Here is a 25,273-nt window from a genome sequence, read left to right as displayed (position 1 = left end):
CGGCGGCATCGTCATCCGCCGGCTGCCGCCGACGTGTTAACATGCGCGTCCTGCCCCGCGTGTCCGCCTGCATTCCAGGCCTGCCGCGCGCGGCATCCTCCCGGCGTTCCGCCGTCAACCGCAACATCATCCGTCATCATGTCCGCAGGCCTCAACCCCGCTCAGAACGAAGCGGTGCGCTACCTCGACGGTCCCTGCCTCGTGCTCGCCGGCGCGGGCAGCGGCAAGACCCGCGTGATCACGCAGAAGATCGCGCACCTGATCGAAGCGAAAGGTTTCGAGCCGCGCCACATCGCGGCCGTCACGTTCACGAACAAGGCCGCGGCCGAAATGCGCGAGCGCGTGTCGAAGCTGCTGGAGGGCAAGACGCTCACCACGCCCGGCAAGGAAGGCCGCAAGGTGCCCGTCAACCAGCTCACCGTGTGCACGTTCCACTCGCTCGGCGTGCAGATCCTGCGCCAGGAGGCCGAGCACGTCGGCCTGAAGCCGCAGTTCTCGATCATGGATTCGGACGACTGCTTCGGGATGATCCAGGAGCAGATCGGCACCACCGACAAGGGCCTGATCCGCAAGATCCAGAGCACGATCTCGCTGTGGAAGAACGGCCTGATCATGCCCGATGAAGCGATGGCGATCGCGGCCAACGAGGACGAGCACCAGGCCGCGCTGGTCTACCGCAACTACGTCGCGACGCTGCACGCGTATCAGGCGGTCGACTTCGACGACCTGATCCGCCTGCCGGCCGAGCTGTTCGCGAAGAACGAGCAGGTGCGCGACCGCTGGCAGAACAAGCTGCGCTACCTGCTGATCGACGAATACCAGGACACCAACGCGTGCCAGTACGAGCTGCTCAAGCTGCTCGCCGGCCCGCGCGCCGCGTTCACGGCGGTGGGCGACGACGACCAGGCGATCTACGGCTGGCGTGGCGCGACGCTCGAGAACCTCGCGCAGCTCGGCAAGGATTTCCCGAAGCTGCACGTGATCAAGCTCGAGCAGAACTACCGGTCGACGGTGAGGATCCTGACCGCCGCGAACAACGTGATCGCGAACAACCCGAAACTGTTCGAGAAGAAGCTGTGGTCCGAGCACGGGATGGGCGACTCGATCACCGTCACGCCGTGCAACGACGAGGAGCACGAAGCCGAATCGGTCGTGTTCCGGCTGTCCGCGCACAAGTTCGAGCGGCGCACGCAGTTCCGCGACTACGCGATCCTGTATCGCGGCAACTTCCAGGCGCGCATCTTCGAGCAGGTGCTGCGGCGTGAGCGGATCCCGTACGTGCTGTCGGGCGGCCAGTCGTTCTTCGACAAGGCCGAGATCAAGGACCTGTGCGCGTACCTGCGCCTGATCGCGAACGCCGACGACGATCCCGCGTTCATCCGCGCGGTCACGACGCCGCGCCGCGGGATCGGCAACACGACGCTGGAAGCGCTCGGCTCGTTTGCGGGCCAGGCGAAGGTGTCGCTGTTCGAGGCCGTGTACATGGGCGGGATCGAGGCGCGGCTGTCCGCGCGCCAGGTCGAGCCGCTCAGGATGTTCTGCGACTTCATCCAGCGCCTGACCGATCGCGCGGACAAGGAGCCCGCGACCGTCGTGCTCGACGACATGATGGAGGCCATCCACTACGAGGCCTATCTGTACGACGCGTTCGACGAGCGGCAGGCGCAGTCGAAGTGGCAGAACGTGCTCGAATTCCTCGAATGGCTGAAGCGCAAGGGCACCAAGCCCGAGACGGAAGCCGTCGACGGCGAGGCCGACGGGTTCCACAACGCCGACGGGCTGGCGGACACCGGCAAGAACCTGCTCGGCCTGATCCAGACCGTCGCGCTGATGTCGATGCTCGAAGGCAAGGACGAGGATCCGGACGCGGTGCGGCTGTCGACCGTCCATGCGTCGAAGGGGCTCGAGTATCCGCACGTGTTCCTGGTCGGCGTCGAGGAGGGGATCATGCCGCATCGCGGCGGCAGCGAGGACGACGGCCCCATCGACAACGAGCGGATCGAGGAAGAGCGCCGGCTGATGTACGTCGCGATCACGCGCGCGCAGCGCAGCCTGCATCTGAACTGGTGCAAGAAGCGCAAGCGGGCGCGCGAGACGGTCGTGTGCGAGCCGTCTCGCTTCATCCCCGAGATGGGCCTCGACGAAGCGCCGCCGCCGACGCCGGAGGAAGCCCCGATGACGCCGAAGGACCGGCTCGCGAGCCTGAAGGCGCTGTTGCAGAAGTGACGTGCGAAAGGCGGCCGGCGCCGCCGTCCCGACAAAGGAAAACCCCCGCGATGCGCGTGCGCCGCGGGGGTTTTTTCTGGCCGGCAGACGTTACTTCGACGCGTTGACCATGTAGTCGACGGCCGCCTTCACGTCGGCGTCGGACGCGCTCGACCCGCCCTTCGGCGGCATCGCGCCCTTGCCGTGCAGCGCGTAGTTGTAGACGATATCCATCGAGTCCTTCAGGCGCGGCGCCCAGTCCTCCTTGCTGCCGAACTTCGGCGCGCCGAGCACGCCGGCCGCGTGACATGCCTGGCAGACCTGCGTGTACAGCGCCTTGCCGGCCGATGCGGCGTCGGCGCTGGTCGGCGCAGCCGCGGGCTTTTCGCCGGCCTTCGGAATCGCGGCGATCGCGGCCATTGCGGCGGCGGCCTGCGCGTTCGACGCATCGGCGCCCGACGCGCCTGCCGCACCCGCCGCGCCGCTCGCCGCCGGCGCCGCATTGGCGGCCGGGGCAGCCGGCTCGGGGAAGTTCGCGCCGTCGTTGTTCGCCATGTAGACGATCGCGCGCGCGATTTCATAGTCGCTGACGTCGTCGGGATTCGTGCCGCCACGCGGCGGCATCGCGCCCTTGCCCGACAGCGCCGTCTTCAGCAGCGTGTCGAAGCCCTGCGAGATGCGCGGTGCCCAGTCGTCCTTGTTGCCGAACTTCGGCGCGCCGGCGGCGCCCGTGCCGTGACAGGTCACGCACACGGCCTTGTAGACTTCCTCGCCGGTCTTGTACGTGCGGGGCGCGTTGGCGTCCTTCACGTCGACTTTCGCGAGCGGTGCGATCCGCGCGGCGACCTGTTCGTCCGATAGCGCGTCCGTGCCGGCGCCCGAGCGGAACGCATGGTTGGCATAGGTGGCAAACAGGACGATCAGGGCGATCGGAATCGCGAATGATGCGATGACGACGGCAATCAGCTGCCCGGGGGTTTTGACGGGAGATTCGTGGGGTGCTTCGCTCATGCTTGCCTCGTCTCCGTGAATAGGAATTGTGAGCGCGGTGCAACGGCAAAATGGCAGTCCAATGAAGCACGGACGATTATAGACGGAACGTTTACATCACGGCGAGCGGTGCGAAGGCGCGTGTTTACCCGCACGAATGGGGGCCTGACGGGGATTCTGCAGGCAAGGTGGACGCTTCATGGGAAACCGGGTATCCTTGCCGTCTTGCCAATGGTGGGCGGCCGGTTTATTGGGGTCGTTTCACTGTCACATGCGCCCGTAGCTCAATGGATAGAGTACTGCCCTCCGAAGGCAGGGGTTGCTGGTTCGATCCCAGCCGGGCGCGCCAAATAGCCTGATTCCAGGCACTGAATTTCCCGATCCATTTTCCGAATTCGCTGAAGCGTCGCGTTGCATCGCGCATGCGGTCGAGTCCGCGAGGTTTTCCCGCGCCGTTTCGCCGCAACTCCGTGATGCGAGGGATGCCCCTCGCAACATCAATCCCGGCGTCGATCACGGCGGCCGCCAGCGCAAGGCGCCCGAGCGCTGAAACGATCTGATCCGGGTCGCGCCACTGCCCCGTCGCGCGATGCGACGAATTGCGGGTGTTTTGCTCGACTGATCGTCCCTTCGAAACACAGCGAACGTCGCGACAATATCCGCGAGTTTCCTGCCGTCGGCGCCGACGCGCCGGCATGTCCGCGCCCGCCTTTCATGCGACCCGGCGCGCTCGGCCTGATGGCGGGGGCGCCGGTTGTCGCGCGCCGAAAGCGCCGTCCCGGCATCGTTCGGGCCAGTCGCCCCGGGGCGGCCGGTTCGTCATCCATGCCTATCGCACACCCAGCAGACCCAGCGGACCCAGCGGAAGCCCGGCCTATGAACGAAAACCTCCTCGAACGCGGACACCCGTCCGGCGGCGTACGTGAACGGTCCGACGGACTGTCCGGCGCGGACACGCCGGTCGAGGCGCTGCTGGCGTGCGCGCTGGAACATTACGACGCGGGCCGTCTCGACGCTGCCGAGGATCTGTGCCGGCAGGTGCGGCAGCGCGAGCCCGAGCGGGCCGAGGCGCTGCACGTTCACGGGCTGGTCGCGTTTCGCCGCGGGGACTTCGACGGGGCCGTCGCGGCGATCGCGGATGCGATCCGGCGCGATCCGCAGGCACGCTATTACTACAACCTGGGCACCGTGATGGCCGCGCACAACCGGCCCGCGGCGGCGGCCGAGTGCTTCCGGCAGGCGCTCGCGCTGCAACCGGACGATGCCGATGCGTACAACAACCTCGGCAACGCGTTGCGAACGCTGAAGGATTGCGAAGGCGCGGTGGAGGCGCTGGGCACGGCGATCCGGCTGCGGCCCGACCATGCGCAGGCCTACAACAATCTCGCGAACGCGATGCTCGATGCGGGCGAACTGGAGGCCGCGCTTGAAGGCTACCGCGCCGCGATCGCGTTGCGGCCGGATCTTCTCGAGCCGCACGACAACCTGCTGTTCGCGTTGAATTACAGCGCGGCCGCCGCGCCGCACGTTCATTTCGATGCCGCGCGGCGCTACGGCGCGCAGGCCGCCGCGCGAGCGGTGCCGTACCGCTCGTGGCCGACGGCCGACGGCGCGAGACCGCTGCGGGTCGGCGTCGTATCGGGCGACCTGAAGCATCACCCGGTCGGCTATTTCCTCGAAAGCGTGCTGCGCGCGACCGATCGCACGCGCGTCGTGTTCGTCGCGTATCCGACCCGCGATGTCGAGGACGACCTGACCCAGCGGCTGCGCCCGCTGTTCGCGGGCTGGACGAGTCTCGCCGCGCTGAGCGACGAGGCCGCGGCCCGGCGGATTCGCGACGATGCGGTCGACATCCTGGTCGACGCGGCGGGCCACACGATCTTCAACCGGCTCGCGCTGTTCGCGTGGAAGCCGGCGCCGGTGCAGGTTTCGTGGATCGGTTATGTCGCGACCACCGGGCTGGACGCGATCGATTACGTGCTGGGCGATCGCCACGTGCTGCCGGCCGACGAGGAAGCGCATTTCGTCGAGCGTCCGTGGCGCCTGCCCGACAGCTACCTGTGCTACACGCCGCCGCGCGACGCGATCGTGCCGGGCCCGCTGCCGCAACTGGCCGGCGGCGCGGTGACGTTCGGCTATTTCGGCAAGCTCGGCAAGATGAGCGACGCGGTCGTGCGCGTCTGGTCGCGGGTGCTCGCGGCTGTGCCTCGATCGCGGCTGCTGCTCAAGGCGAGCGAGCTGGCCGGCGCATACGCGGTGCGCCGCACGCGCGAGCGGTTCGCGCAGCACGGCATCGATCCGGCGCGGCTGCTGCTCGAGCCGAATGCGCCGCGCGGCGAATACCTGGCGTCGTACCGTCGCGTCGACATGATGCTGAGCCCGTTTCCGTATTCGGGCGGCACGACGACCGCCGATGCGTTGTGGATGGGCGTGCCCGTGCTCGGCATCCGGGGCGACCGGTTCGTCACGCACATCTGCGAAAGCCTGCTGCAGACGGTCGGCCTGGCCGACTGGGTCGCGCGCGACGAAGACGACTACGTCGCGAAGGCCGTGGCCTTCGCGACCGATCCGGCGCAACTGCGCCTGCTGCGGACCGGCCTGCGCATGCAGTTGATCGCATCGCCGCTGTGCGATGCGCCGCGCTTCGCGCGGCATCTCGAGGACGCGTTCCACGGAATGTGGGCCCGTCGCACGGGCCAGGCCGGCAACGTCGCCGGCCCGCACGACTCACGCATCGACTGAACCGCGCGCGAACGACGAAACGACCACATGCAACAGACCACGGACATTCTCGGCGCCGCACTGGCGCATCACCAGGCGGGCCGGCTGGGCGACGCGAAGACGGGCTACGAGCAGTTGCTCGCGCGGGAGCCCGCGCATCCGGACGCGCTGCATTTCCTCGGACTGCTGACCTGTCAGGCAGGGCAGCCGGAAGAAGGCATCGCGCTGATGCGCCGTTCGATCGACGCGTATCCGAGCGCGATCTATCACAACAACCTGGGCAACGCGCTGCGCGAGCGGGGCCGGCTCGACGATGCGATCGCGCAGTACCGTGAAGCGGTGCGGCGTCAGCCGGACTACGCGGAAGCGCACAACAACCTGGGCGATGCGCTGCGCGAGGCGCGGCAGCCGGATGCGTCGATGCAGCACTGCGCGCAGGCGATCGCGCTGCGGCCGGACTACGCGCAGGCATACAACAACCTGGGCAACGCGCTGAAGGATCTGGGGCAGGCGGATGCGGCGGTGCTCGCATACGGCAAGGCGATCGAACACGATTCGCGCTACGCGGACGCGTACAACAATCTCGGCAACGTGCTGACGACGCAGCGCAAGTTCGACGCGGCGGCGGACAGCTATCGCGCGGCCGTCGCGCTGGCCCCGTCCAACCCGATCGCGCACCGCAATCTCGGTGCGGCGCTGCTCGCCCGCGGCGATCGCGACGAGGCGATTGCGACCCTGCGCCGTCTCGTCGAACTGGCGCCTGCCGATGCGCAGGCGCGTGTCGACCTCGGCGTCGCGCTGCGCGACGCAGGGCAGGCCGACGCGGCGATCGCACAGTTCGAGCGAGCCGCGGAACTGTCGCCGATGCGCGCCGACGCGCACGCGGGCCTTGCCGAGGTGCTGTACCGCCGGCGGCAGACGGCGCGTGCGGCCGAGTGCATGACGCGCGCGCTTGAGCTGGCGCCCGCTCACGGTCCCGCCTATCGCATGCTCGGCGACATGTATCACGACCTGGGCAAGTACGACGCGTCGGTCATGTGCTACCGGGCCGCGACCGAACTCGATGCGAACGACGTCGACGCACATCATCGCTGCGCGATCGTGCTGCTGAAGCAGAACCGTGCCGACGACGCGCTGCATCATGCGCGCGCGGCGCTCGCATTGAACGACCGGGCCGCGCCCGCGCACATGACGCTCGGTGACGTGCTCGGCATGCTCGGCGACGTGGATGGCGAACTCGCGCATTACCGCCGCGCGGTCGAACTCGACGTGACCAACGCGGTCCTGCACGACCGGCTGGTCTTCGCGCTCGCCACGCATCCATCGATCGACCAGGAAGAGACGCTCAGGGCTGCGCGGCATTTCGGCGAATACGTCGAAGCCGATGCGCGGCCGCTCGCGCATACCGACACCGGCTCGCGCCCGTCGGGTGGACGGCTGCGCATCGGCTGGGTGTCGGGCGACCTGGTGACGCATCCGGTCGGCATTTTCCTCGAAGGCGTGCTGGCGCATCTCGATCGACACCGGCTCGAATTGATCGCCTATCCGACGTCGGCGGCGGAAGACGACACGACCGCGCGCCTGAAGCCGCACTTCGACGCATGGCATTCGCTTCTCGACCTGTCGGACGAACAGGCGGCGCAGCGGATTCGCGCGGACGGCATCGACGTCCTCGTCGACCTGTCGGGCCACACGGCGCTAAACCGGCTTGGCGTGTTCGCATGGAAGCCCGCGCCGGTGCAGGTCACGTGGATCGGCTTCTTCGCCTCGACGGGGCTGCGCGCGATCGACTACGTACTGGGCGACCGGCACGTGCTGCCTGCCGGCGAGGAAGCGCATTTCGTCGAGCGGCCGTGGCGGCTGCCCGACAGCTATCTGTGCTTCACGCCGCCGCATCCGGCGCTCGACGTCGGTCCGTTGCCGCAACGCGAGAACGGTGTGATGACGTTCGGCTATTTCGGCAAGCTCGGGAAGATGAACGATGCGGTCGTGCGCGTGTGGTCGCGGGTGCTTGCCGCGGTGCCGGGCGCGCGGCTGTTCCTGAAGGCGGGCGAGCTCGACGACGCGCATGCGGTGCGCCGCACGGCCGAGCGGTTCACCCGCAACGGGATCGACGCGAGCCGGCTGGTGATGGAAGGCCGCTCGCCGCGCGCCGATTACCTGACGGCCTACCGCCGCGTCGACATGATGCTGAGCCCGTTTCCGTACCCGGGCGGCACGACGACGGCCGAGTCGCTGTGGATGGGCGTGCCGGTGCTCGGGATGAAAGGCGAGCGATTCGTCACGCACATCTGCGAGAGCGTGCTGCAGACGGTCGGCCTGGCCGACTGGATCGCGCGCGACGAAGACGACTACGTCGCGAAGGCCGTGGCCGCTGCGGCCGATCCGCAGCGGCTCGGTGCGCTGCGGCAGGCATTGCGCGCGCAGCTGCTCGCGTCGCCGCTGTCCGACGCGCCGCGCTTCGCGAAACATCTCGAGGAGGCGTTTTACGGGATGTGGATGGACAGGACGAACGCCGGCGCCGACGAGCGGGCCGCGGCGGGCGACGAACCGAATTGAGCCGCCCGGCAGGGTGGCGCGCGAACGACGAAACGACGACATGCAACAGACCACGGACATTCTCGGCGCCGCACTGGCGCATCACCAGGCGGGCCGGCTGAGCGACGCGAAGGCGGGCTACGAGCAGCTGCTCGCGGCGGAGCCCGCGCACCCGGACGCGCTGCATTTCCTCGGACTGCTGACCTGTCAGGCAGGGCAGCCGGAAGAAGGCATCGCGCTGATGCGCCGCTCGATCGACGCGTATCCGAGCGCGATCTATCACAACAACCTGGGCAACGCGCTGCGCGAGCGCGGCCGGCTCGACGATGCGATCGCGCAGTACCGCGAAGCGGTGCGGCGGCAGCCGGACTACGCGGAAGCGCACAACAACCTGGGCGATGCGCTGCGCGAGGCGCGGCAGCCGGATGCGTCGATGCAGCACTGCGCGCAGGCGATCGCGCTGCGGCCGGACTATGCGCAGGCATACAACAACCTGGGCAACGCGCTGAAGGATCTGGGGCAGGCGGACGCGGCGGTGCTCGCATACGGAAAGGCGATCGAACACGATCCGCGCTACGCGGACGCGTACAACAATCTCGGCAACGTGCTGACGACGCAGCGCAAGTTCGACGCGGCGGTGGACAGCTATCGCGCGGCCGTCGCGCTGAACCCGGGCCGGGCGATCGTGCACGGCAATCTCGGCACCGCGCTGCTCGCGCGTGGCGACCTCGACGAATCCATCGCGACGCTGCGCCGGGCAGTCGAACTCGATCCGCGGGATCCGCAGGTCCACAACTGTCTCGGCAGCGCGCTGCGTGAAGCGGGTCGGAACGACGAAGCGATCGTGCATTTCGAACGGGTGATCGAGCTGTCCGGCGGCGACGTCGACGCACACCTCAACCTGAGCCGGGCGCTGAAGAGCCAGAACCGCATCGAGGAGTCCGTCGAGGCCGGCAAGCGGGCCATCGAGCTGGATCCGCGCCGGGCGGAGGGCTATGTGAACCTGGCCCACGCGTATTACTGGCTGGACCGTGTCGACGACGCGATCGTGCAGTACCGGCACGCGCTCGAATTCGATCCGGATTCGGCGGATATCCACCAGAACCTTTCGATCGCGCTGTGCCAGGCGCGGCGTGTTCATGAAGCGCTGGAGAGCGCGCATGCCGCCGTGGCACTCGAACCCGGCACCGCGCGCCGGTATGCGCATCTCGCGGACGTGCTGCGCAAGACCGGCGACGTCAACGCGGCGATCAAGTGCTATCGCCGCGCGCTGGAGTGTGATCCCGACAATCCGGGTACCTACACGTCGCTGCTGTTCTGCCTCGCGGGCCAGACCGCCTTCGACCCGGATGCGTACCTGGCGGATGCGCGCGTGTTCGGCGCGCGCATGTCGATGCACGCGCAGCCGTGGCGGCACCGGCCGGCGCCGCTGAACGGGCGCAGGTTGCGTGTCGGCTTCGTGTCGGGCGATTTCCGGCGGCACCCGGTCGGCATCTTTCTCGAAAGCGTCGTCGCGCATCTCGATCGGTCGCGGCTCGAGCTCGTCGCGTTCACGACGTTCGACACCGAGGACGACTACACCGCGCGGCTGAAGCCGCATTTCGACGGCTGGCATCGCATCACGGATCTCGGGACGGAGCAGACGGCCCGGCGCATCCACGAAGAGCGGATCGACGTGCTCGTCGATCTGGCCGGGCATACGGCGCACAACCGGCTGCCTGCCTTTGCGTGGAAGCCGGCGCCGATCCAGGTGAGCTGGCTCGGCTTTTTCGCGTCGACCGGCATCGCGGAGATGGACTATTTCCTCGGCGATGCGCACGTGCTGCCGGCCGCCGAGGAGGCGCACTTCGTCGAGCGGCCGTGGCGCCTGCCGGACAGCTACCTGTGCTTCACGCCGCCGCCGTACGACGTGCAGGTCGGCCCGCTGCCGATGCTGCGCAACGGGCACATCACGTTCGGTTGCTTCGGCAAGCTCGTGAAGGTGACCGACGAGGTGGTGCACGTCTGGTCGCGCCTGCTGCACACCGTGCCGGGCGCGAAGCTGCTGCTCAAGGCGTACGAACTCGCGGTCGAGGACATCCGCGATGCAACGCGCGCGCGCTTCGCGGCGCACGGCATCGACGCCGACCGGCTGATCCTCGAGCCGGGCTCGTCGCGCGACGCGTACTTCGCGGCGTACAACCGCGCGGACGTGATGCTGAGCCCGTTCCCGTACCCGGGCGGCACGACGACGGCCGAGTCGCTGTGGATGGGCGTGCCGGTGCTCGGGATGAAGGGAGAGCGGTTCGTCACGCACATCTGCGAGAGCCTGCTGCATGCGGCCGGTCTCGGCGACTGGATCGCGAGCGACGAAGCGGACTACATTGCGAAGGCCGTCGCGTTCTCCCGCGATCGCGGCGAGCTCGCGGCGATGCGTGCCGGATTGCGCCAGCAGATGCAGCGTTCGCCGCTCGGCGACGCGAAGCGGTTCGCCCGCCACCTCGAGGACGCGTTCCACGGCATGTGGGACGCATGGCTCGCCGGCACCCCGGGCGACGTGCCGGCGCGGTAACGGCCGCGGCCGGACGGGCGCCGTGCCGCCGGGCATCGCGGCGCGGTGCGGTGGGGGCGCGGTTGCGGCGTCCCCCAAAAAAAAGAAGCCGCATCGCTGCGGCTCTTCGAGGAGGGCGCCCTCGCGGGCGTCGTTGTTGTTCTTGTTCGATCTGCGTCGGTGCGGTTCAGCCGAGCATCCCGGTCGACTGATAACGCGATGCCGCGTCGATGCGCTGCAGCGCCAGCCGATGATTCGTCATCAGCCGCTCGCGGCCGGCCATCGCCTGTTCGGTGATGATCGCATCGAGCCGCTGGATCTCGCGGATGATCGCGAGCGCATCCGGCGTCTGGTCAGCGTCGAGCGACGTCAGCAGCGCGGCGCGTTCGTTCACGAGCGCGGCGGCGCGCTCCCATGCGTCGTGCGAGACGGCGTCCGCGAGCGCGTGCGTGAGCGCCAGCGCGCGTGTGAGCGAAGTGTGTTCCATGGCGAGAAGTCCTCGTGGGCGGTGGCCGGGTGCCGGTCCGTCACTTGTTGGTGGCAAGCGTGCCGGCGCTGCTCGACCCGCCGAACAACTGCGTCAGGTACTGCTGGTTGTTCTGCATCTGCGTCATCAGCGTGTTGAGCGCGGTGAACTGCGCGTTGTACTGGGCCGTGAGCGCGGTCTGGTAGTTCTTCAGCTGCGTCGCCTGATCCTGCAGGTTCGACAGGTCCTTGTTCAGCGAGGCCGTGCGCTGGTCGATCAGGCCGCCCGTCTGCGAGTACGAATTCGCGAAGTTGTTCAGCGCGACCCCGACGCCGTTCGTCGAGTTGAAGATCGCGGAGACGGCCGAGCCGTTGGTCGTGAGGGCGGTCTGCAGCTTCGTGCTGTCGACCGTCAGCGTGCCGTCGGTGTTCAGGTTGAGGCCGATCGACGACAGGCTGTAGGTCTTGCCTCCCGTCGTGACGCCACCGCTGAGCGCGGTCGCGAGGCCGTTCGTGATCGAGTTCAGCATCGCGTCGCCGAGCAGCGGGCCGGCCGTCGAGCCCGAGGACGTGCTCGTGTACGACGACAGGCTCGATGCCGTCGTGACGAAGCTCGAATACGCCTTCGCGAAATTGTTGATCGCCGTCGTGATGCCGGTCGTGTCCTGCGCGATCGTGAGCGTCTGCGTCGTGTTGACCGCGGCTGCCGTCAGGTTCAGCGTGACGCCGGTCAGCGCGTTGGAGATCTGGTTCGTCGCGCTCGTCACGGTGCTGCCGGCGATCGTGATGTTGGCATCCGCGGCGGGCGTCACCGTGTTGTAGGTCGACTGGGTCGAGTCGAGCTTGCTGTTCAGGCCGGCACCCGCGGTGATCGACACCGTGTTCGTCGCCCCCGTGTTGTTCGAGGAGAGCACCAGGTGCTGGCCGTCGGACGCATTGATCACCGTGGCCGTCACGCCCGGGTTGTTCGAGGCCTTGTTGATGTTCGCGGCGATCGTCGCGAGCGTATCGGTCGACGAGACCGACACCTGCATCGAACCGCTGCCGACGCCGACGGTCAGCGTGCCGCTGCCGATCGTGTCGGACGACGTGAGCGCCGGCGACGAAATCGAGTTGGCGGTCGCGACGGCATTGACTTTCACCGTGTACGTGCCGGCCGCCGCGCCGCTCGCGGTGGTGGCGGTGAGGCCGGAGCCGCTGGCCGTCGCGGTCAGTGCCGACAGCGCCGTGCCGTCGGTGAGGCCCGTCAGCGCCGTTTGCAGCGCCGCGAGCTGCGACTTGATCTGCCCGATCGCGGATAGTTCGGTGTTGTCGGACGCTTGCTTGTTCGCGAGTGCGGTCGATTGCGCGGTGGTCTTCGCGGTGACGAGCGCGGAGACGAGCGAATTGACGTCGAGCGACGACTTCGTCGAGCCGCTGATGAGGGACTGCGCAGCCTGCTGGAGCGCGGTGTTCAGGTCGCTGGTGGACGTGGTGGTGGTGGTCGTCGAGGTCATTCGGGGGCTCCGGTTCGCGTCGCCGGACAGGTTCGGGCGAATCGCGCGTCGGTGTCGAACACGCGCGCAACGGGAGGTGAGCCTCCCGGGTGCGCGATGAAAAGGCGCGGGCGCCGGACCCAGGTCGCGGCGCCCGTGCCGGCGGCCGGCGCGTCGCGAGACGCGCGCCGCCGGTCGTGGGGTATTAACCCAGGAGCTTCAGAACCTGCTGCGGCAGCGAGTTTGCTTGTGCCAGCACCGAGATGCCTGCTTGCTGCAGCACTTGCGCCTTGCTCAGGTTCGCCGTTTCCGTCGCGAAGTCCGCGTCGGTGATCTGCGAACGCGCTGCCGACATGTTCGTCGATTGCGTCTGCGTGTTCGTGATGGCCGACTGGAACGTGTTCTGCGTTGCGCCGAGCGTTGCCTGGAACGTGTTGACCTTCGTCAGCACTGCGTCGATCGAGCCCATCGCGGCTTGCGAATCCGTGACGCTCGAAACCGTCAGCGCGGAGAGGCCGAGGTTTGCCGAGTCCCAGCTCTGCGTGCCGAAGTTCGCGGCGATCGTCTGGCCGTTGATTGCGCCGATCTGGAAGCTGACGGTGCTCAGGCCTTGCAGGACGGACTGGCCGTTGAACGTCGTTTGCGTTGCGACGCGCGTGATTTCCGTCAGGCGGGTCGAGACTTCCGACTGCAGGTTTGCACGTGCGTTGGAGTCGAGCGAGCCGTCGCCTGCTTCAACTGCCAGCTGGCGGATACGCTGCAGGTTGTCGACGATCGACTGGAGTGCGCCGGCCGTCGTCTGGACCATCGAGATGCCGTTGTTCGCGTTCGACACGCCTTGGTTCAGCGCGTTGATTGCGGCCGTCTGGGTCGTCGCGATTGCCAGGCCCGCTGCGTCGTCCGCTGCGCTGTTCACGCGCTTGCCCGACGACAGGCGGTTGATCGCTTGCGACAGCGCGTTTTGCGAGCCCGACAGATTCGTCTGCGTCGACAGCGAAAGGATGTTGGTGTTGATGTTCAGCATTTGCTTCCTCGTTTTGGAAAATGCCTGAGTTCAGACAGGATCAGGTTCGTTTTCGGCGTTGCGCTTTATCGCGAGTGGCGCTGCCCGCCTTTCCTGGTTGACGGCGGCACCCGGCGAAAACTTTAGAGGGATGTGTGAGGAAAATCGGGACGGAAGGTGGCGATCGCCGCGCAGGCCGCGCCTGGCTTGGGTGACAGCGATTTCGGGCAGGTTGCGCGACGGTCCCGTTGGATGGTGTACGCGGCCGCGCCGCGCGGGGCGGCGAGCCGGAATCGACAAAAGGATAGTTTTGTCTGTGATTTCCTGATATGATGGCGGGCTGAATTGAGATTTTCTGTCAAGCCTGTGCCGTCTCGGCATTCTTGCTGGCAGTCAAACGCGGCGCTGCACGCGGCTTGTGAAGCGTACCCGCGGTGCTTTGTGCCTCTCTTTTCCGGCCTCCGAGGCCGTATTTCCGCTCGTTTCGCCTGTTGTGGGGACGCCCGGATGGCCGGTGCGTGGCGCTTGGCCGCTACGTTTTTGACCGTTTAAGCAATTTAGGAACGACATGACGACGATTCTTCTGAAAGAAAACGAGCCGTTCGAAGTGGCGATTCGCCGCTTTCGCCGTGCTATCGAAAAAAATGGCCTGATCGCTGAACTGCGCGAACGCCAGTCCTACGAAAAGCCGACCGCAGTCCGCAAGCGCAAGAAGGCAGCAGCCGTCAAGCGCCTGCACAAGCGCCTGCGCAGCCAGATGCTGCCGAAGAAGCTCCACTAAGAGCATCTACGGTTCGCCGCGAAACGGCGGAGCGTGCTTCGAAAGAAGCCGCTCCGCCGTTTTGCTTTTCCGGGCCGGAAAAAGGGCGTCGGTCTCGGGTTTCAAGCCTTGGCGGGGCGGTCGCCTGACGGCGACGCGGCCGATTCGACGGATTGCCGGCGGCTTCGAGTCGCCGCCGGGCGCGTTCCGAAGCCGTCATCGCGACGCTCAGCGTCGGCGTGACGGGGATCGGTATCAGTTTGAAGAAGCGCAGCGCGTGTGTGTGGGGCCGCGCATGGCGTTGTGATGTGCCGATGCGCCAACCCCCGGCCCGCCCCGGGCGGGTTTCGTCGCCGTCAACCTGCCTTGCGGCTCCGTGCCGGCTGCTGCTTGCCCCCGAGCGCCGCGCATTTGGCGTGACACGGACAGCCGGTCTCGTGGTCGTTGACCATTCCGGTTGCCTGCATCAGCGCGTAGCAGATCGTCGAGCCGACGAACTTGCAGCCGTACTCCTTCAGCGCCTTGCTGAGCGCATCCGACTGGGCAGTCGACGCGGGCGCGTCGCGATACGACTGCCACGCGTTCTGCACCGGCGTGTGATCGACGAACGACCACAGGAATTGCGCGAGCGAGCCGTGGTCGTCGCGAATGCGCTGCACGGCCCGGGCATTGGTCACCGCGGATTCCACCTTCGCGCGATTGCGCACGATGCCCGGATTTTCGAGCAGCTTTTCGATGCGCTTCGGCGTGAAGCGCGCGACCGCGTCGACATCGAACTCGGCGAACGCCTCGCGATAGCCGGCGCGCTTGTTCAGGATCGTCGACCACGACAGGCCCGCCTGCGCGCCTTCCAGAATCAGCATTTCGAACAGATGGCGATCGTCGTGCGACGGCACGCCCCACTCGGTATCGTGATAGTGAGCATCCGCTTCCGTCCTTACCCAGTTGCACCGCTGCGACATCGTCAGCCTCGTTCCAGTGTCGATTCGATCGTGCCAGCATAGCGGAAGGCCCATTCACGGCATAGCTGGCCGAACGGCAGATGGGCGCGCGGCGCCGATCCGGTTAAGCTTGGCGCCTGTTCGAATCAGCAGGATCTACGCATGACGGCACTACTTTTTGCGATCGGCGTCGACGGCGGCGGCACCGGCACCCGCGTGGTACTGGCCGACCGGCACGGGCGCGAGCTCGCGCAGGGGCGCGGCGGCCCGTCGGGGCTCGGCCTCGGCATCGAGCGCGCGTGGGCATCGATCGGCGCTGCCTGTGCCGACGCCTTCACGCAGGCGGGGCTCGCGTTCGACTGGTCGCAATGTGCGCTCGGTTGCGGGCTCGCGGGCGTCAACAATGCCGCGTGGCTCGCCGCGTTCCGTGCGCAGGCGCCGCTCGACGCGCTCGCGATCGAGAGCGACGCGTATACGACCGTCGTCGGCGCGCACGGCGGCGCGCCGGGGCTCATCGTCGCGCTCGGCACGGGCAGCATCGCGGCGGCGCTCGACGCGGCGGGCGACTGCCGCATCGCGGGCGGCTTCGGTTTTCCGTCCGGCGACGAGGCGAGCGGCGCGTGGCTCGGCATGCGCGCGCTTGCATACGCGCAGCAGGCGCTCGACGGCCGCGTGCCGCGTGACGCGTTCGCCGGCGCGCTGCTCGCGGAAACGGGCGCGCACGATCGCGACGCACTCGTCCAGTGGTCGTGCGATGCGAACCAGACGATCTACGCGCGCCTCGCGCCGATCGTGTTCGCGCACCGCGACCATCCTTGTGCGGCGGCGCTGATCGCGCAGGCCGGCGATGAGATCGGCAAGATGATCGACGCGCTCGATCCTCGGCGGGCGCTGCCGGTCGCGCTGTGCGGCGGGCTGGCCGACGCGTTGGCGCCGGCCGTGCCGGCACGCCACGCGGCCCGGCTGCGCGCGCCGCTCGACGATTCCGCGCACGGTGCGTTGCGGCTTGCGCTGCAGGTGTTGAGGGCGACGGAAGCGGGGTGAGCGGTTCAAGTGGGCGGCGTGCGGTGGGTGGGCCGAGCAGGCCGAACGGCCCGAAACCCGCTCCATTCCCCAACCGCCCGGCGGCCCTCCGGGCACGACGTTAAAATGGCGGTTCCGCAGCGTCCCGCGCGCCATTCACCCGTCCCCATGTACAAAGTCATCGCCACCGATCTCGACGGCACCCTGCTGAACAGCGACCACCAGCTCGATCCGTACACGATCGAGACCGTCCGCCGGCTCGACCGCGACGGCCTGCAGTTCGTGATCGCGACGGGGCGCCACTACGCGGACGTCGCCGGCATTCGGGACGTGCTGGGCATTCGGCCGTACCTGATCACGTCGAACGGCGCGCGCGTGCATGCACCGGACGACACGGCGATCCACGCGCAGGACATCGATCCCGCGATCGTCCGCGGCCTCCTGCAGCCGGGCGTGACCGGCGCGCACGGGCGCGTGATCGTCAACCTGTTTACCGACCGCGGCTGGCTGATCGACCGGGACGCGCCGCACCTGCTCGAATTCCACCAGGATTCGGGATTCCGGTACGACGTGATCGACATGTCCGCGCACGACGGCGCCGATATCGCGAAGGTGCTGTACATCGGCGAGCCGGCCGATCTGGCGGTGGTCGCCGAGCAGATGCGCGTGCGGTTCGGCGATGCTCTATACGTCACGTACTCGCTGCCCGACTGTCTCGAAGTGATGACCGCCAACGTGTCGAAGGGCCGCGCGCTGCGTGCGGTGCTCGCGCGGCTCGGCGTCGACGCCGGCCACTGCATTGCGTTCGGCGACAACATGAATGACATCGATCTGCTCGAAACGGCCGGTCACGCGTTCATGATGAACAACGCGAACCCCGACCTGATCGCGCACCTGCCGCACATCCCGCGAATCGGCAACAACTTCGACGCGGGCGTCGCCCGTCACCTGCGCATGCTGTTCGCGCTCGAGGACACCCTCGACGGCGTCGCCGCTTCCTGAGCGGCCATGAAAAACGGGCGCCAGCGGCGCCCGTCCAAATTACCTGCCTCTATGTTGTTCGACAGCGTGAGGCTCGCTGCTCTGCTCGCGTGACCCCGTAGTGTTTTATTCGTTGGTGCGAGCGGATGCGGGCAGCAGGCCGACGGCATCGTCGCGCCCTGCGATGAGTGGGTAGACGATCCCGGCGATTGCCGCACCGATGATTGGCGCGACCCAGAACAGCCACAGCTGGCCGATCGCCTCGCCGCCCACGAACAGCGCCGGGCCGGTCGAGCGGGCCGGGTTGACTGACGTGTTGGTGACCGGGATCGAGATCAGGTGGATCAACGTCAGGCACAGGCCGATCGCGATCGGCGCGAAGCCGGCAGGCGCGCGCTTGTCGGTGGCGCCGAGAATCACGAACAGGAAGAAGCCCGTCATCACGACTTCGCAGATGAATGCCGCGCCGAGCGAGTAGTGGCCGGGCGAGCGCTCGCCGAAGCCGTTCGTCGCAAAGCCGCTGCCGACGACGTCGAAGCCCGGCTTGCCGGTCGCGATCAGGTACAGCACGAACGCACCCAGCGTGGCACCGACCACCTGCGCAACGATGTACGGCGCGAGATCGCGCGCCGGGAAGCGGCCGGCGACCGTCAGGCCGACGCTCACCGCCGGATTCAGGTGGCAGCCCGAAATATGGCCGATCGCGAATGCCATCGTCAGCACGGTCAGGCCGAAGGCGAGTGCGACGCCGGCAAAGCCGATGCCGAGGCCCGGAAAGGCGGCGGCCAGCACGGCGCTTCCGCACCCGCCGAGCACCAGCCAGAACGTGCCGAATGCCTCTGCAGCCAGACGCTGAGAAAGATTCATGTAAGGACCTCGTTCAAGTGGGTTGAAGACAAACGGACGACCGGATGAGTTATTCCGACACCCGGAATTGGTCTGGATTATAGGAAATGAATCGGGTTCGAGAGGGTCAACGATTGTTAAATCTGAATGGCTGGCGAATGGCTTTTATTAGAATAAGTCCGCATTCTCGATATCGACGAATCGGTTAAAGATGACAGCATTAATTTCGAAGAGCAGGGCGGCGGTACGATGACGTAACGGATGTTGGCGTTCCGGCCGAACTCGCCGGAGCCGCATCATGGAAAAGGGGAGTCGAAAAATGTCTCAATACGCGAAACTCAAGGCGCAAATCGCCGACTTGCAGGCTCAGGCGGAGGACGTGCGTCGCCAGGAAGTGGCGGCGGTGATTGCCGACGTCCAGCGAATGATTGCCGAATATGGCCTGACGGCCGAGGACCTGGGCTTCGCGGAGCGAGCGCGGCGCGGCCGTCCGCCGAAAAAGGCGCCGCTGCCCCCGAAATATCGCGATCCGAAGTCGGGTGCAACCTGGAGCGGGCGCGGCAAGCCGCCCAATTGGATCGTCGGGAAAAACCGCGATCGTTTCCTGATCGAATGACCGCGCAAAAATAAAGAGCCGCATCGAGGATGCGGCTCTTTGGCGTTTTCGGGATTTTCACGCCGATTTCGGCGCGAATTTTACCGGGTATTTCCTGACGAATTTCGGCGTCAGGCGCCCGCGACCTGGCGCAAGGTCGGCCGTTTTGCCGCCGTGCAAAGCGATTCGTAAGTTTCGACATAACGCCGCGCCATCGCTTTCGAGCTGAAACGCGTATCGAAACGCGCGCGGATCGCATCGCGCGACAGGCTGTCGATCCGGTGCAGCGCACCGACGGCGCCCTGCACGTCCTCGACGATGAAGCCGGTCACGCCATCCTCGATCACTTCCGGCACCGAGCCGCGGTTGAACGCGACGACCGGCGTGCCGCAGGCCATCGCCTCGATCATCACCAGGCCGAACGGCTCCGGCCAGTCGATCGGGAACAGCAGCGCCTTCGCGCCCGACAGGAACGCCGGCTTCTGCGCCTCGTTGATCTCGCCGATGAATTCGACGTGCGCCTCGCCGAGCAGCGGTTCGATCACTTCCTTGAAGTAGTCGGCGTCGGCCTTGTCGACCTTCGCGGCGATCTTCAGCGGCAGCCCGCTCTGCGCGGCGATCCGGATCGCGGTGTCGACTCGCTTTTCGGGACAGATCCGGCCGAGGAACGCGAGGTATTCGGGCTTCACGTCCGGTTGCGGCGTGAGCAGCGTGTCGGGCAGCCCGTGATACACGGTGCCGGCCCAGGCGGCCTGCGGCAGCGGCTTGCGCTGGTTGTTCGAGATCGATACGACCGGCGCGTCCGGGAATGCGTCGAACACCGGCTGCAGCTCCGGCAGGTCGAGGCGGCCGTGCAGCGTCGTCACATAAGGCGTATCGAGGCGCGACATCAGCGAGAACGGCAGGTAGTCGAGGTGGAAGTGCAGCACGTCGAATTCGTGCGCGACACGGGCGACCTGCTCGATCAGGCGCATATGGGGCGCCATCGAATCGCGGATCGACGGGTCGAGGCGCAGTGCGCGCGGCCATGCCGCCTCGAGACGCGCGGACGTGACGGAGTCGCCGCTTGCGAACAGCGTCACGTCGTGGCCGAGCTCGACGAGCGCCTCGGTGAGGTAGGACACGACACGCTCGGTGCCGCCATAGAGTTTCGGCGGGACAGCTTCGTAAAGGGGCGCGATCTGGGCAATACGCATGGGCGTTCTCCGGTGTCGACCAGCGAGGGGCGCTCGAGTGCGCATGCTGGTCCGATGCAGGGTTGCGGAACTCGCCGACGCACGCGCTCTGCGGTACGTGGCCCGGTCCGGGGCGCGGTGCGCGGGAGGCCGGGCGGCAAGCTGCGGGGCGGGCCGGCGCGGCTCACGCCGCCGCCCATTGGAGTCCATTATCGATATCGCCTTCAGGGGTTCGAGTGTTTTTTCAAACACTTAAGGCTTGTTACACCGTGAAATACGCGAAAACCCCGATAAAAGGGGTGCGGAAACACAAAGCGATATGGCAACGAGAATTGTTGCGCTATCGTGAAAAACCACTATAATTTTTCCCGATTCACTTTCCGGCAGCCTTGCCGGAAGGCCTTCAGCCGGATTCGTCCCGTGTCGGACCGCATCGTCGACGAATTCGCGCGTCACTCCCCCCGCCGTTTGTTTCCTTTCAATTCGCCTTGTCGGAAAAATTCCTACACGGTTTACAGACAAATCCTGCGCGGCATACGCCACTTCGCTGATACCGGCATAAATGCCGTTTGGCCAAAATTCGCCCTGTAAGAATATAAACGTGCCGACGGAGCGCCCAGCGGGGCCTGATCGAGCAAACGTTTTCATAACATGAACGGCCAAAGCAAAGCTCTTAACGGGGGAATCATGAGCGCCAACAGCGAAATGCTCAGTGAGATCAAAGAGGTCAACCTGTCGTACCTCCTCCTCGCGCAGCGCCTGCTGCGGGAAGACAAAGCGATGGGCATGTTCCGCATGGGAGTGTCCCAGGAACTGGCCGATGTGCTCGCGAACCTCACGCTCGCCCAGACCGTGAAGCTCGCCGCATCGAACCAGATGTTGTGCCGCTTCCGCTTCGACGATCACGCGTTGTTGTCGTCGCTCGCCGACAAGGGGCGCAGCGACGTCGTCACGCACGCGCATTCGGCCATCCTGATGGCCGGCCAGCCGGTCGAAAGCGTCCGCTGATCCTTCCCCGCCTTGCGTTCGTCCCGGCGCGCCGCGCCGGCAGGCGGCGTCTTGGCCACTCATCCGAACAACGTCAAGCGGACGATTATTCACCATGGCAAGCAAAAGCGTCGTGATCGAGGTGAAGGAAATCACCCTCGCCATCGAACTGATCGAACTGGGCGCCCGGCTGCAACTGCTGGAGGCCGAGACGAGCCTGTCGCGCGATCGCCTGATCAAGCTGTACAAGGAGCTGAAGGGCGCGTCGCCGCCGAAGGGGATGCTGCCGTTCTCGACCGACTGGTTCATGACGTGGCAGCCGAACATCCACTCGTCGCTGTTCTACAACATCTACCGGTTCATGCAGGACCACGGCCGCTGCGAGCCGATCCAGTCGATCGTGAAGGCGTACCGGCTCTATCAGGAGCACGTGAAGTTGTCCGGCGACGAGGCCGCGCTGAGCCTCACGCGCGCGTGGACGCTGGTGCGCTTCTTCGACTCGGGGATGCTGCAGATGACCCCGTGCACGCGCTGCGGCGGCCACTTCGTCGCGCATGCGCATGATCCGCATCAAGGTTTCGTGTGTGGCCTGTGCCAGCCGCCGTCGCGCGCGGGCAAGACCCGCAAGGCCGCCGCCGCGCGCGCCGAGCTGTCCGCCGCCGCGGCCTGAGCGCCGGGCCGGGCAGGGCCGGGCGGGGCGCGAGCGGACGCCTCACGGCTTCCGCTCGCCGCGCGAACCGCGCGGGGCTTGCTGGTAAACACCGCCGCGCCGCCGCGGCGCGGCCGCGAAAGTTTTCCTGCCGACTGCCGTAAACCTGATTAACGGCGGTCTCCCCGCCGGTCATTCGTGAGGGACAGGCAGTGCTGATTATCGTGGGAACACTCGTGACGCTGTTGTCCGTCTTCGGCGGTTACGCGCTGGCAGGCGGGCATCTGGGCGCATTGATCCAGCCGGTCGAGATCCTGATGATCGCGGGCGCGGGCGTCGGCGCGTTCATCCTCGGCAACGGCATGAAGACCATCAAGGGGACGCTGCGTGTGCTGCCGACGCTCTTCAAGGGCTCGAAGTACACCAAGGACGTCTATATGGAGTTGATGGCGCTCCTGTACGTGCTGCTCGCGAAGGCGCGCAAGGAAGGCACGCTGACGCTCGAGGCCGACATCGACGATCCGGACAAGAGCCCGATCTTCACGCAATACCCGAAGATCCTCGCCGATCGCCACATCGTCGAATTCCTGACCGACTACCTGCGCCTGATGGTGGGCGGCAACATGAACGCGTTCGAGATCGAGAGCCTGATGGACGAGGAGATCGAGACGCACCACGCGGAAGGCGAGGGCCCGGCGCACGCGCTGATGCGCGTCGGCGACGCGATGCCGGCGTTCGGGATCGTCGCGGCGGTGATGGGCGTCGTGCATACGATGGCATCCGCCGACAAGCCGCCCGCGGTGCTCGGCGCGATGATCGCGCAGGCGCTGGTCGGCACGTTCCTCGGGATCCTGCTGTCGTACGGGCTGATCGGGCCGCTCGCGAGCCTCGCGGAGCAGCGCGTGGCCGAGTCGACCAAGATGTTCCAGTGCATCAAGGTGACGATTCTCGCGAGCCTGAACGGCTATGCGCCCGCGATCGCGGTCGAGTTCGGCCGCAAGGTGCTGTACTCGACCGAGCGGCCGTCGTTTACGGAGCTCGAAGAGCACGTGCGCCGCGTGAAGGCGAAGTGACGCGGAGCGTTCGATGAGCAAGAGCAAGGATCGCGCGATCGTCGTGAAACGGGTGGCCCCGCAGAAGAAGGGCCACCACGGCGGCGCATGGAAACTCGCCTATGCGGACTTCATGACCGCGATGATGGCGTTCTTCCTGCTGATGTGGCTGCTGAGCTCGGTCACGCCGGTGCAGCTGAAGGGGATCGCCGAGTACTTCAACACGCCGCTGAAGGCCGCGCTGTTCGGCAGTGGCGATCGCAGCTCGCAGGACTCGAGCATCATCAACGGCGGCGGCCGCGACCTGTCGAGCCTCGACGCCGGCACGCTGCGCCGCACCGACGGCACGACGTCGCTCGCCGACCGCGTCGCGAAAGCCGGCGACGACAAGACGCGCTCGCAGTCGCAGGGCGCGCAGGACCGGCTCGAGCAGACGCGCCTGCACGACCTGCAGATCAAGTTGATGGCGGCGATCGAGGCGAACCCGACGCTGCGCCAGTTCAGGCAGCAGATCCGCATCGATTCGACGCTGATGGGGCTGCGCATCGAGATCGTCGATTCGCAGAAGCGGCCGATGTTCGCGATGTCGAGCGATCACGTCGAGCCGTACATGCGCGACATCCTGCGCGAGATCGGCAAGACGCTGAACGACGTGCCGAACCGGATCATCGTCCAGGGCCACACCGACGCGGTGCCGTACGCGGGCGGCGAGGGCGGCTACAGCAACTGGGAGCTGTCGGCCGACCGCGCGAACGCGTCGCGCCGCGAACTGATCGCGGGCGGCATGGACGAGGCGAAGGTGCTGCGCGTGCTCGGCCTCGCGTCGACGCAGAACCTGAACAAGGCCGATCCGCTCGATCCGGAAAACCGCCGGATCAGCGTGATCGTGCTGAACCGCAAATCCGAAGACGCGCTGATGCGCGACGACGCGACGACCACGACGCTGTCGGCCGACGCGGCGGGCTCGAAGCTGCTGGCCCAGCAGCTCGGCGGCCCGGCGCAGCCCGCGCGACCGGCGCTGGCGAGCGCCGTCGCCGTGGCACCGAAACCCTGACGTTTCCCAGATTTCGAGACAGACATGATCCGAACCATTCTCGCCATCGACGACTCGGCGACCATGCGTGCGCTGCTGCTGGCGACACTGGCGCAGGCCGGCTACGACGTGACGGTGGCGCCGGACGGCGAAGCCGGCTTCGACATGGCGGCCACCGTGCCGTACGACCTGGTGCTGACCGACCAGAACATGCCGCGCAAGAGCGGGCTCGAGGTGATCGCCTCGCTGCGCAAGCTGACGGCATACGCGGACACGCCGATCCTCGTGCTGACCACCGAAGGCAGCGATGCCTTCAAGGACGCCGCGCGCGACGCGGGCGCGACCGGCTGGATCGAGAAGCCGATCGACCCGGCCGTGCTGATCGACCTGGTCGCGACGCTGTCCGAACAGACCGCCTCCTGACATGAACGCGACGAATCCAACCGGTGACCGGGCATGACTCTCGACATCACGCAGTTCTACCAGACCTTTTTCGACGAAGCGGACGAGTTGCTCGCGCAGATGGAGCAGCTGCTGCTGAACCTCGACGTCGGCTCGCCCGACCCCGAGGACCTGGCCGCGATTTTCCGCGCCGCGCATTCGATCAAGGGCGGCGCGGCGACCTTCGGCTTTTCCGCGCTGACCGAGACGACCCACATCCTCGAGTCGCTGCTCGACCGCGCGCGCAACCATGAGCTGACGCTGACCAAGGAAATGGTCGACGCGTTCCTCGAGACCAAGGACGTGCTGTCCGACCAGCTGGTCGACTATCGCGCGAGCGCGGAACCGGACGCGGCGGCTGCCGCGACGATCTGCGCGAAGCTCGAACGCCTGAAGGCCGAGAGCGGCGCGGATGCGGCCGCGGCCGTCGTGCCGGCCGCAGCAGCCGAAGCGGCCGCACCGGCGCCGGCGCCTTCCACCGACGACCGCGTGCCCGATCACGTGGTCGAACAGGCCGTCGCGGCCGCGCATCCGGCGGACGACGCCGTCGCGGGCGGCCCGCACCTGAAGATCACGCTCGTCGGCGTCGATGCGAAGGACCAGGCGCTGCTCACCGAGGAGCTCGGCAATCTCGGCCGGATCGTCGGCCGCGAGGAAGCGGGCGCGGACCTGACGCTGTGGCTCGAATCGGACGTGCCGTCCGACGACATCGTCGCCGTGTGCTGTTTCGTGATCGACGACAGCCAGATCCGCATCGCGCGCGGCACCGCGCCGGCCGCACCGGCGCCTGCCGTCGCGCCGGCCGCGCCCGAACCGGCCGCGGCGCCGGAGCCGGCCGCACGCGTCGAGGTATTCGCGCAAGC

The 25,273-nt window shown here is 67.1% G+C and carries 21 protein-coding genes and 1 tRNA gene; 15 read left to right on the top strand and 7 right to left on the bottom strand.

Annotated elements, in window-relative coordinates; translation table 11 throughout:
• Window positions 1-138: 138 nt before the first annotated feature.
• On the top strand, window positions 139-2,226 hold the full coding sequence (locus tag BTE28158_RS18335; RefSeq protein WP_059601965.1) for a UvrD-helicase domain-containing protein: 2,088 nt from the start codon (window positions 139-141) through the stop codon (window positions 2,224-2,226).
• 90 nt (window positions 2,227-2,316) lie between these two features.
• On the opposite strand, the gene BTE28158_RS18330 is transcribed toward BTE28158_RS18335, so the two are convergent.
• Window positions 2,317-3,216, bottom strand: coding sequence for a c-type cytochrome (locus tag BTE28158_RS18330; protein ID WP_174919996.1), 900 nt, complete (start codon window positions 3,214-3,216; stop codon window positions 2,317-2,319).
• A 252-nt stretch (window positions 3,217-3,468) separates the two neighbouring features.
• On the opposite strand from BTE28158_RS18330, the gene BTE28158_RS18325 reads away from it, so the two are divergent.
• The 4 genes from BTE28158_RS18325 to BTE28158_RS18310 all read left to right on the top strand — a co-directional run bounded on the left by BTE28158_RS18325 (window position 3,469) and on the right by BTE28158_RS18310 (window position 11,005).
• Window positions 3,469-3,544, top strand: a tRNA-Arg gene (locus tag BTE28158_RS18325).
• 527 nt (window positions 3,545-4,071) lie between these two features.
• Window positions 4,072-5,937: an O-linked N-acetylglucosamine transferase, SPINDLY family protein gene (locus tag BTE28158_RS18320; protein ID WP_151051959.1), complete on the top strand. Its 1,866-nt coding sequence runs from the start codon at window positions 4,072-4,074 to the stop codon at window positions 5,935-5,937.
• A gap of 27 nt (window positions 5,938-5,964) precedes the next feature.
• Window positions 5,965-8,475, top strand: a complete 2,511-nt coding sequence (locus BTE28158_RS18315) for a tetratricopeptide repeat protein (RefSeq protein ID WP_151051961.1) — start codon at window positions 5,965-5,967, stop codon at window positions 8,473-8,475.
• 40 nt (window positions 8,476-8,515) lie between these two features.
• Window positions 8,516-11,005, top strand: a complete 2,490-nt coding sequence (locus BTE28158_RS18310) for a tetratricopeptide repeat protein (protein WP_151051963.1) — start codon at window positions 8,516-8,518, stop codon at window positions 11,003-11,005.
• Between the two features lie 166 nt (window positions 11,006-11,171).
• Here the strand turns inward: BTE28158_RS18310 and fliT are convergent, their stop codons facing one another.
• From fliT to BTE28158_RS18295, 3 genes are all read right to left on the bottom strand, one after another.
• Window positions 11,172-11,471, bottom strand: a complete 300-nt coding sequence (gene fliT, locus BTE28158_RS18305; RefSeq protein ID WP_151052358.1) for a flagellar protein FliT — start codon at window positions 11,469-11,471, stop codon at window positions 11,172-11,174.
• A 40-nt stretch (window positions 11,472-11,511) separates the two neighbouring features.
• Entirely contained in the window at window positions 11,512-12,945 is a 1,434-nt protein-coding gene (fliD, locus tag BTE28158_RS18300) for a flagellar filament capping protein FliD (RefSeq protein WP_151052360.1), read from the bottom strand.
• A 184-nt stretch (window positions 12,946-13,129) separates the two neighbouring features.
• On the bottom strand, window positions 13,130-13,948 hold the full coding sequence (locus tag BTE28158_RS18295) for a flagellin domain-containing protein (RefSeq protein WP_151052362.1): 819 nt from the start codon (window positions 13,946-13,948) through the stop codon (window positions 13,130-13,132).
• A 547-nt stretch (window positions 13,949-14,495) separates the two neighbouring features.
• Here BTE28158_RS18295 and rpsU point away from each other — a divergent pair.
• Window positions 14,496-14,708: a 30S ribosomal protein S21 gene (gene rpsU, locus BTE28158_RS18290; protein WP_006401410.1), complete on the top strand. Its 213-nt coding sequence runs from the start codon at window positions 14,496-14,498 to the stop codon at window positions 14,706-14,708.
• Window positions 14,709-15,043: 335 nt separating this feature from the next.
• On the opposite strand, the gene BTE28158_RS18285 is transcribed toward rpsU, so the two are convergent.
• Window positions 15,044-15,649: a DNA-3-methyladenine glycosylase I gene (locus BTE28158_RS18285; RefSeq protein WP_059601954.1), complete on the bottom strand. Its 606-nt coding sequence runs from the start codon at window positions 15,647-15,649 to the stop codon at window positions 15,044-15,046.
• 141 nt (window positions 15,650-15,790) lie between these two features.
• On the opposite strand from BTE28158_RS18285, the gene BTE28158_RS18280 reads away from it, so the two are divergent.
• Both BTE28158_RS18280 and BTE28158_RS18275 read left to right on the top strand, forming a co-directional pair.
• Window positions 15,791-16,672, top strand: coding sequence for a glucosamine kinase nucleotide-binding domain-containing protein (locus BTE28158_RS18280; RefSeq protein ID WP_174919994.1), 882 nt, complete (start codon window positions 15,791-15,793; stop codon window positions 16,670-16,672).
• A 147-nt stretch (window positions 16,673-16,819) separates the two neighbouring features.
• Window positions 16,820-17,653 (top strand): Cof-type HAD-IIB family hydrolase, encoded by an 834-nt coding sequence (locus tag BTE28158_RS18275; RefSeq protein ID WP_151052334.1) that lies wholly within the window; start codon window positions 16,820-16,822, stop codon window positions 17,651-17,653.
• Window positions 17,654-17,758: 105 nt separating this feature from the next.
• Here BTE28158_RS18275 and aqpZ read toward each other — a convergent pair whose 3' ends face one another.
• Window positions 17,759-18,499: an aquaporin Z gene (gene aqpZ / locus BTE28158_RS18270; RefSeq protein ID WP_124628656.1), complete on the bottom strand. Its 741-nt coding sequence runs from the start codon at window positions 18,497-18,499 to the stop codon at window positions 17,759-17,761.
• Between the two features lie 298 nt (window positions 18,500-18,797).
• Between aqpZ and BTE28158_RS18265 the strand changes: the two genes are divergently transcribed.
• On the top strand, window positions 18,798-19,094 hold the full coding sequence (locus BTE28158_RS18265) for an H-NS histone family protein (RefSeq protein ID WP_124628670.1): 297 nt from the start codon (window positions 18,798-18,800) through the stop codon (window positions 19,092-19,094).
• Window positions 19,095-19,204: 110 nt separating this feature from the next.
• On the opposite strand, the gene BTE28158_RS18260 is transcribed toward BTE28158_RS18265, so the two are convergent.
• Window positions 19,205-20,269, bottom strand: a complete 1,065-nt coding sequence (locus BTE28158_RS18260) for a glycosyltransferase family 4 protein (protein WP_124628654.1) — start codon at window positions 20,267-20,269, stop codon at window positions 19,205-19,207.
• 666 nt (window positions 20,270-20,935) lie between these two features.
• Between BTE28158_RS18260 and flhD the strand changes: the two genes are divergently transcribed.
• The 6 genes from flhD to BTE28158_RS18230 all read left to right on the top strand — a co-directional run.
• The gene (gene flhD / locus BTE28158_RS18255) at window positions 20,936-21,256 is read left to right on the top strand and encodes a flagellar transcriptional regulator FlhD (RefSeq protein WP_059601943.1); all 321 of its coding nucleotides are present in this window, start codon (window positions 20,936-20,938) and stop codon (window positions 21,254-21,256) included.
• Window positions 21,257-21,350: 94 nt separating this feature from the next.
• The gene (flhC, locus tag BTE28158_RS18250; RefSeq protein WP_059601940.1) at window positions 21,351-21,905 is read left to right on the top strand and encodes a flagellar transcriptional regulator FlhC; all 555 of its coding nucleotides are present in this window, start codon (window positions 21,351-21,353) and stop codon (window positions 21,903-21,905) included.
• A 191-nt stretch (window positions 21,906-22,096) separates the two neighbouring features.
• Window positions 22,097-22,957, top strand: coding sequence for a flagellar motor stator protein MotA (gene motA, locus BTE28158_RS18245; protein WP_059601938.1), 861 nt, complete (start codon window positions 22,097-22,099; stop codon window positions 22,955-22,957).
• Window positions 22,958-22,970: 13 nt separating this feature from the next.
• Window positions 22,971-23,990, top strand: coding sequence for a flagellar motor protein MotB (gene motB, locus BTE28158_RS18240; RefSeq protein WP_151052558.1), 1,020 nt, complete (start codon window positions 22,971-22,973; stop codon window positions 23,988-23,990).
• 24 nt (window positions 23,991-24,014) lie between these two features.
• Entirely contained in the window at window positions 24,015-24,392 is a 378-nt protein-coding gene (locus BTE28158_RS18235; protein WP_151052560.1) for a response regulator, read from the top strand.
• Window positions 24,393-24,425: 33 nt separating this feature from the next.
• Window positions 24,426-25,273: Hpt domain-containing protein (locus BTE28158_RS18230; protein WP_174919992.1), on the top strand; the 848-nt coding region annotated here is incomplete at its 3' end.

The organism is Burkholderia diffusa (genome assembly GCF_902499115.1).
Lineage (GTDB): Bacteria > Pseudomonadota > Gammaproteobacteria > Burkholderiales > Burkholderiaceae > Burkholderia > Burkholderia diffusa.
The sequence above is the reverse complement of the archived record's forward strand: the minus strand, read 5'-3'. Positions and strand labels throughout refer to the sequence as shown.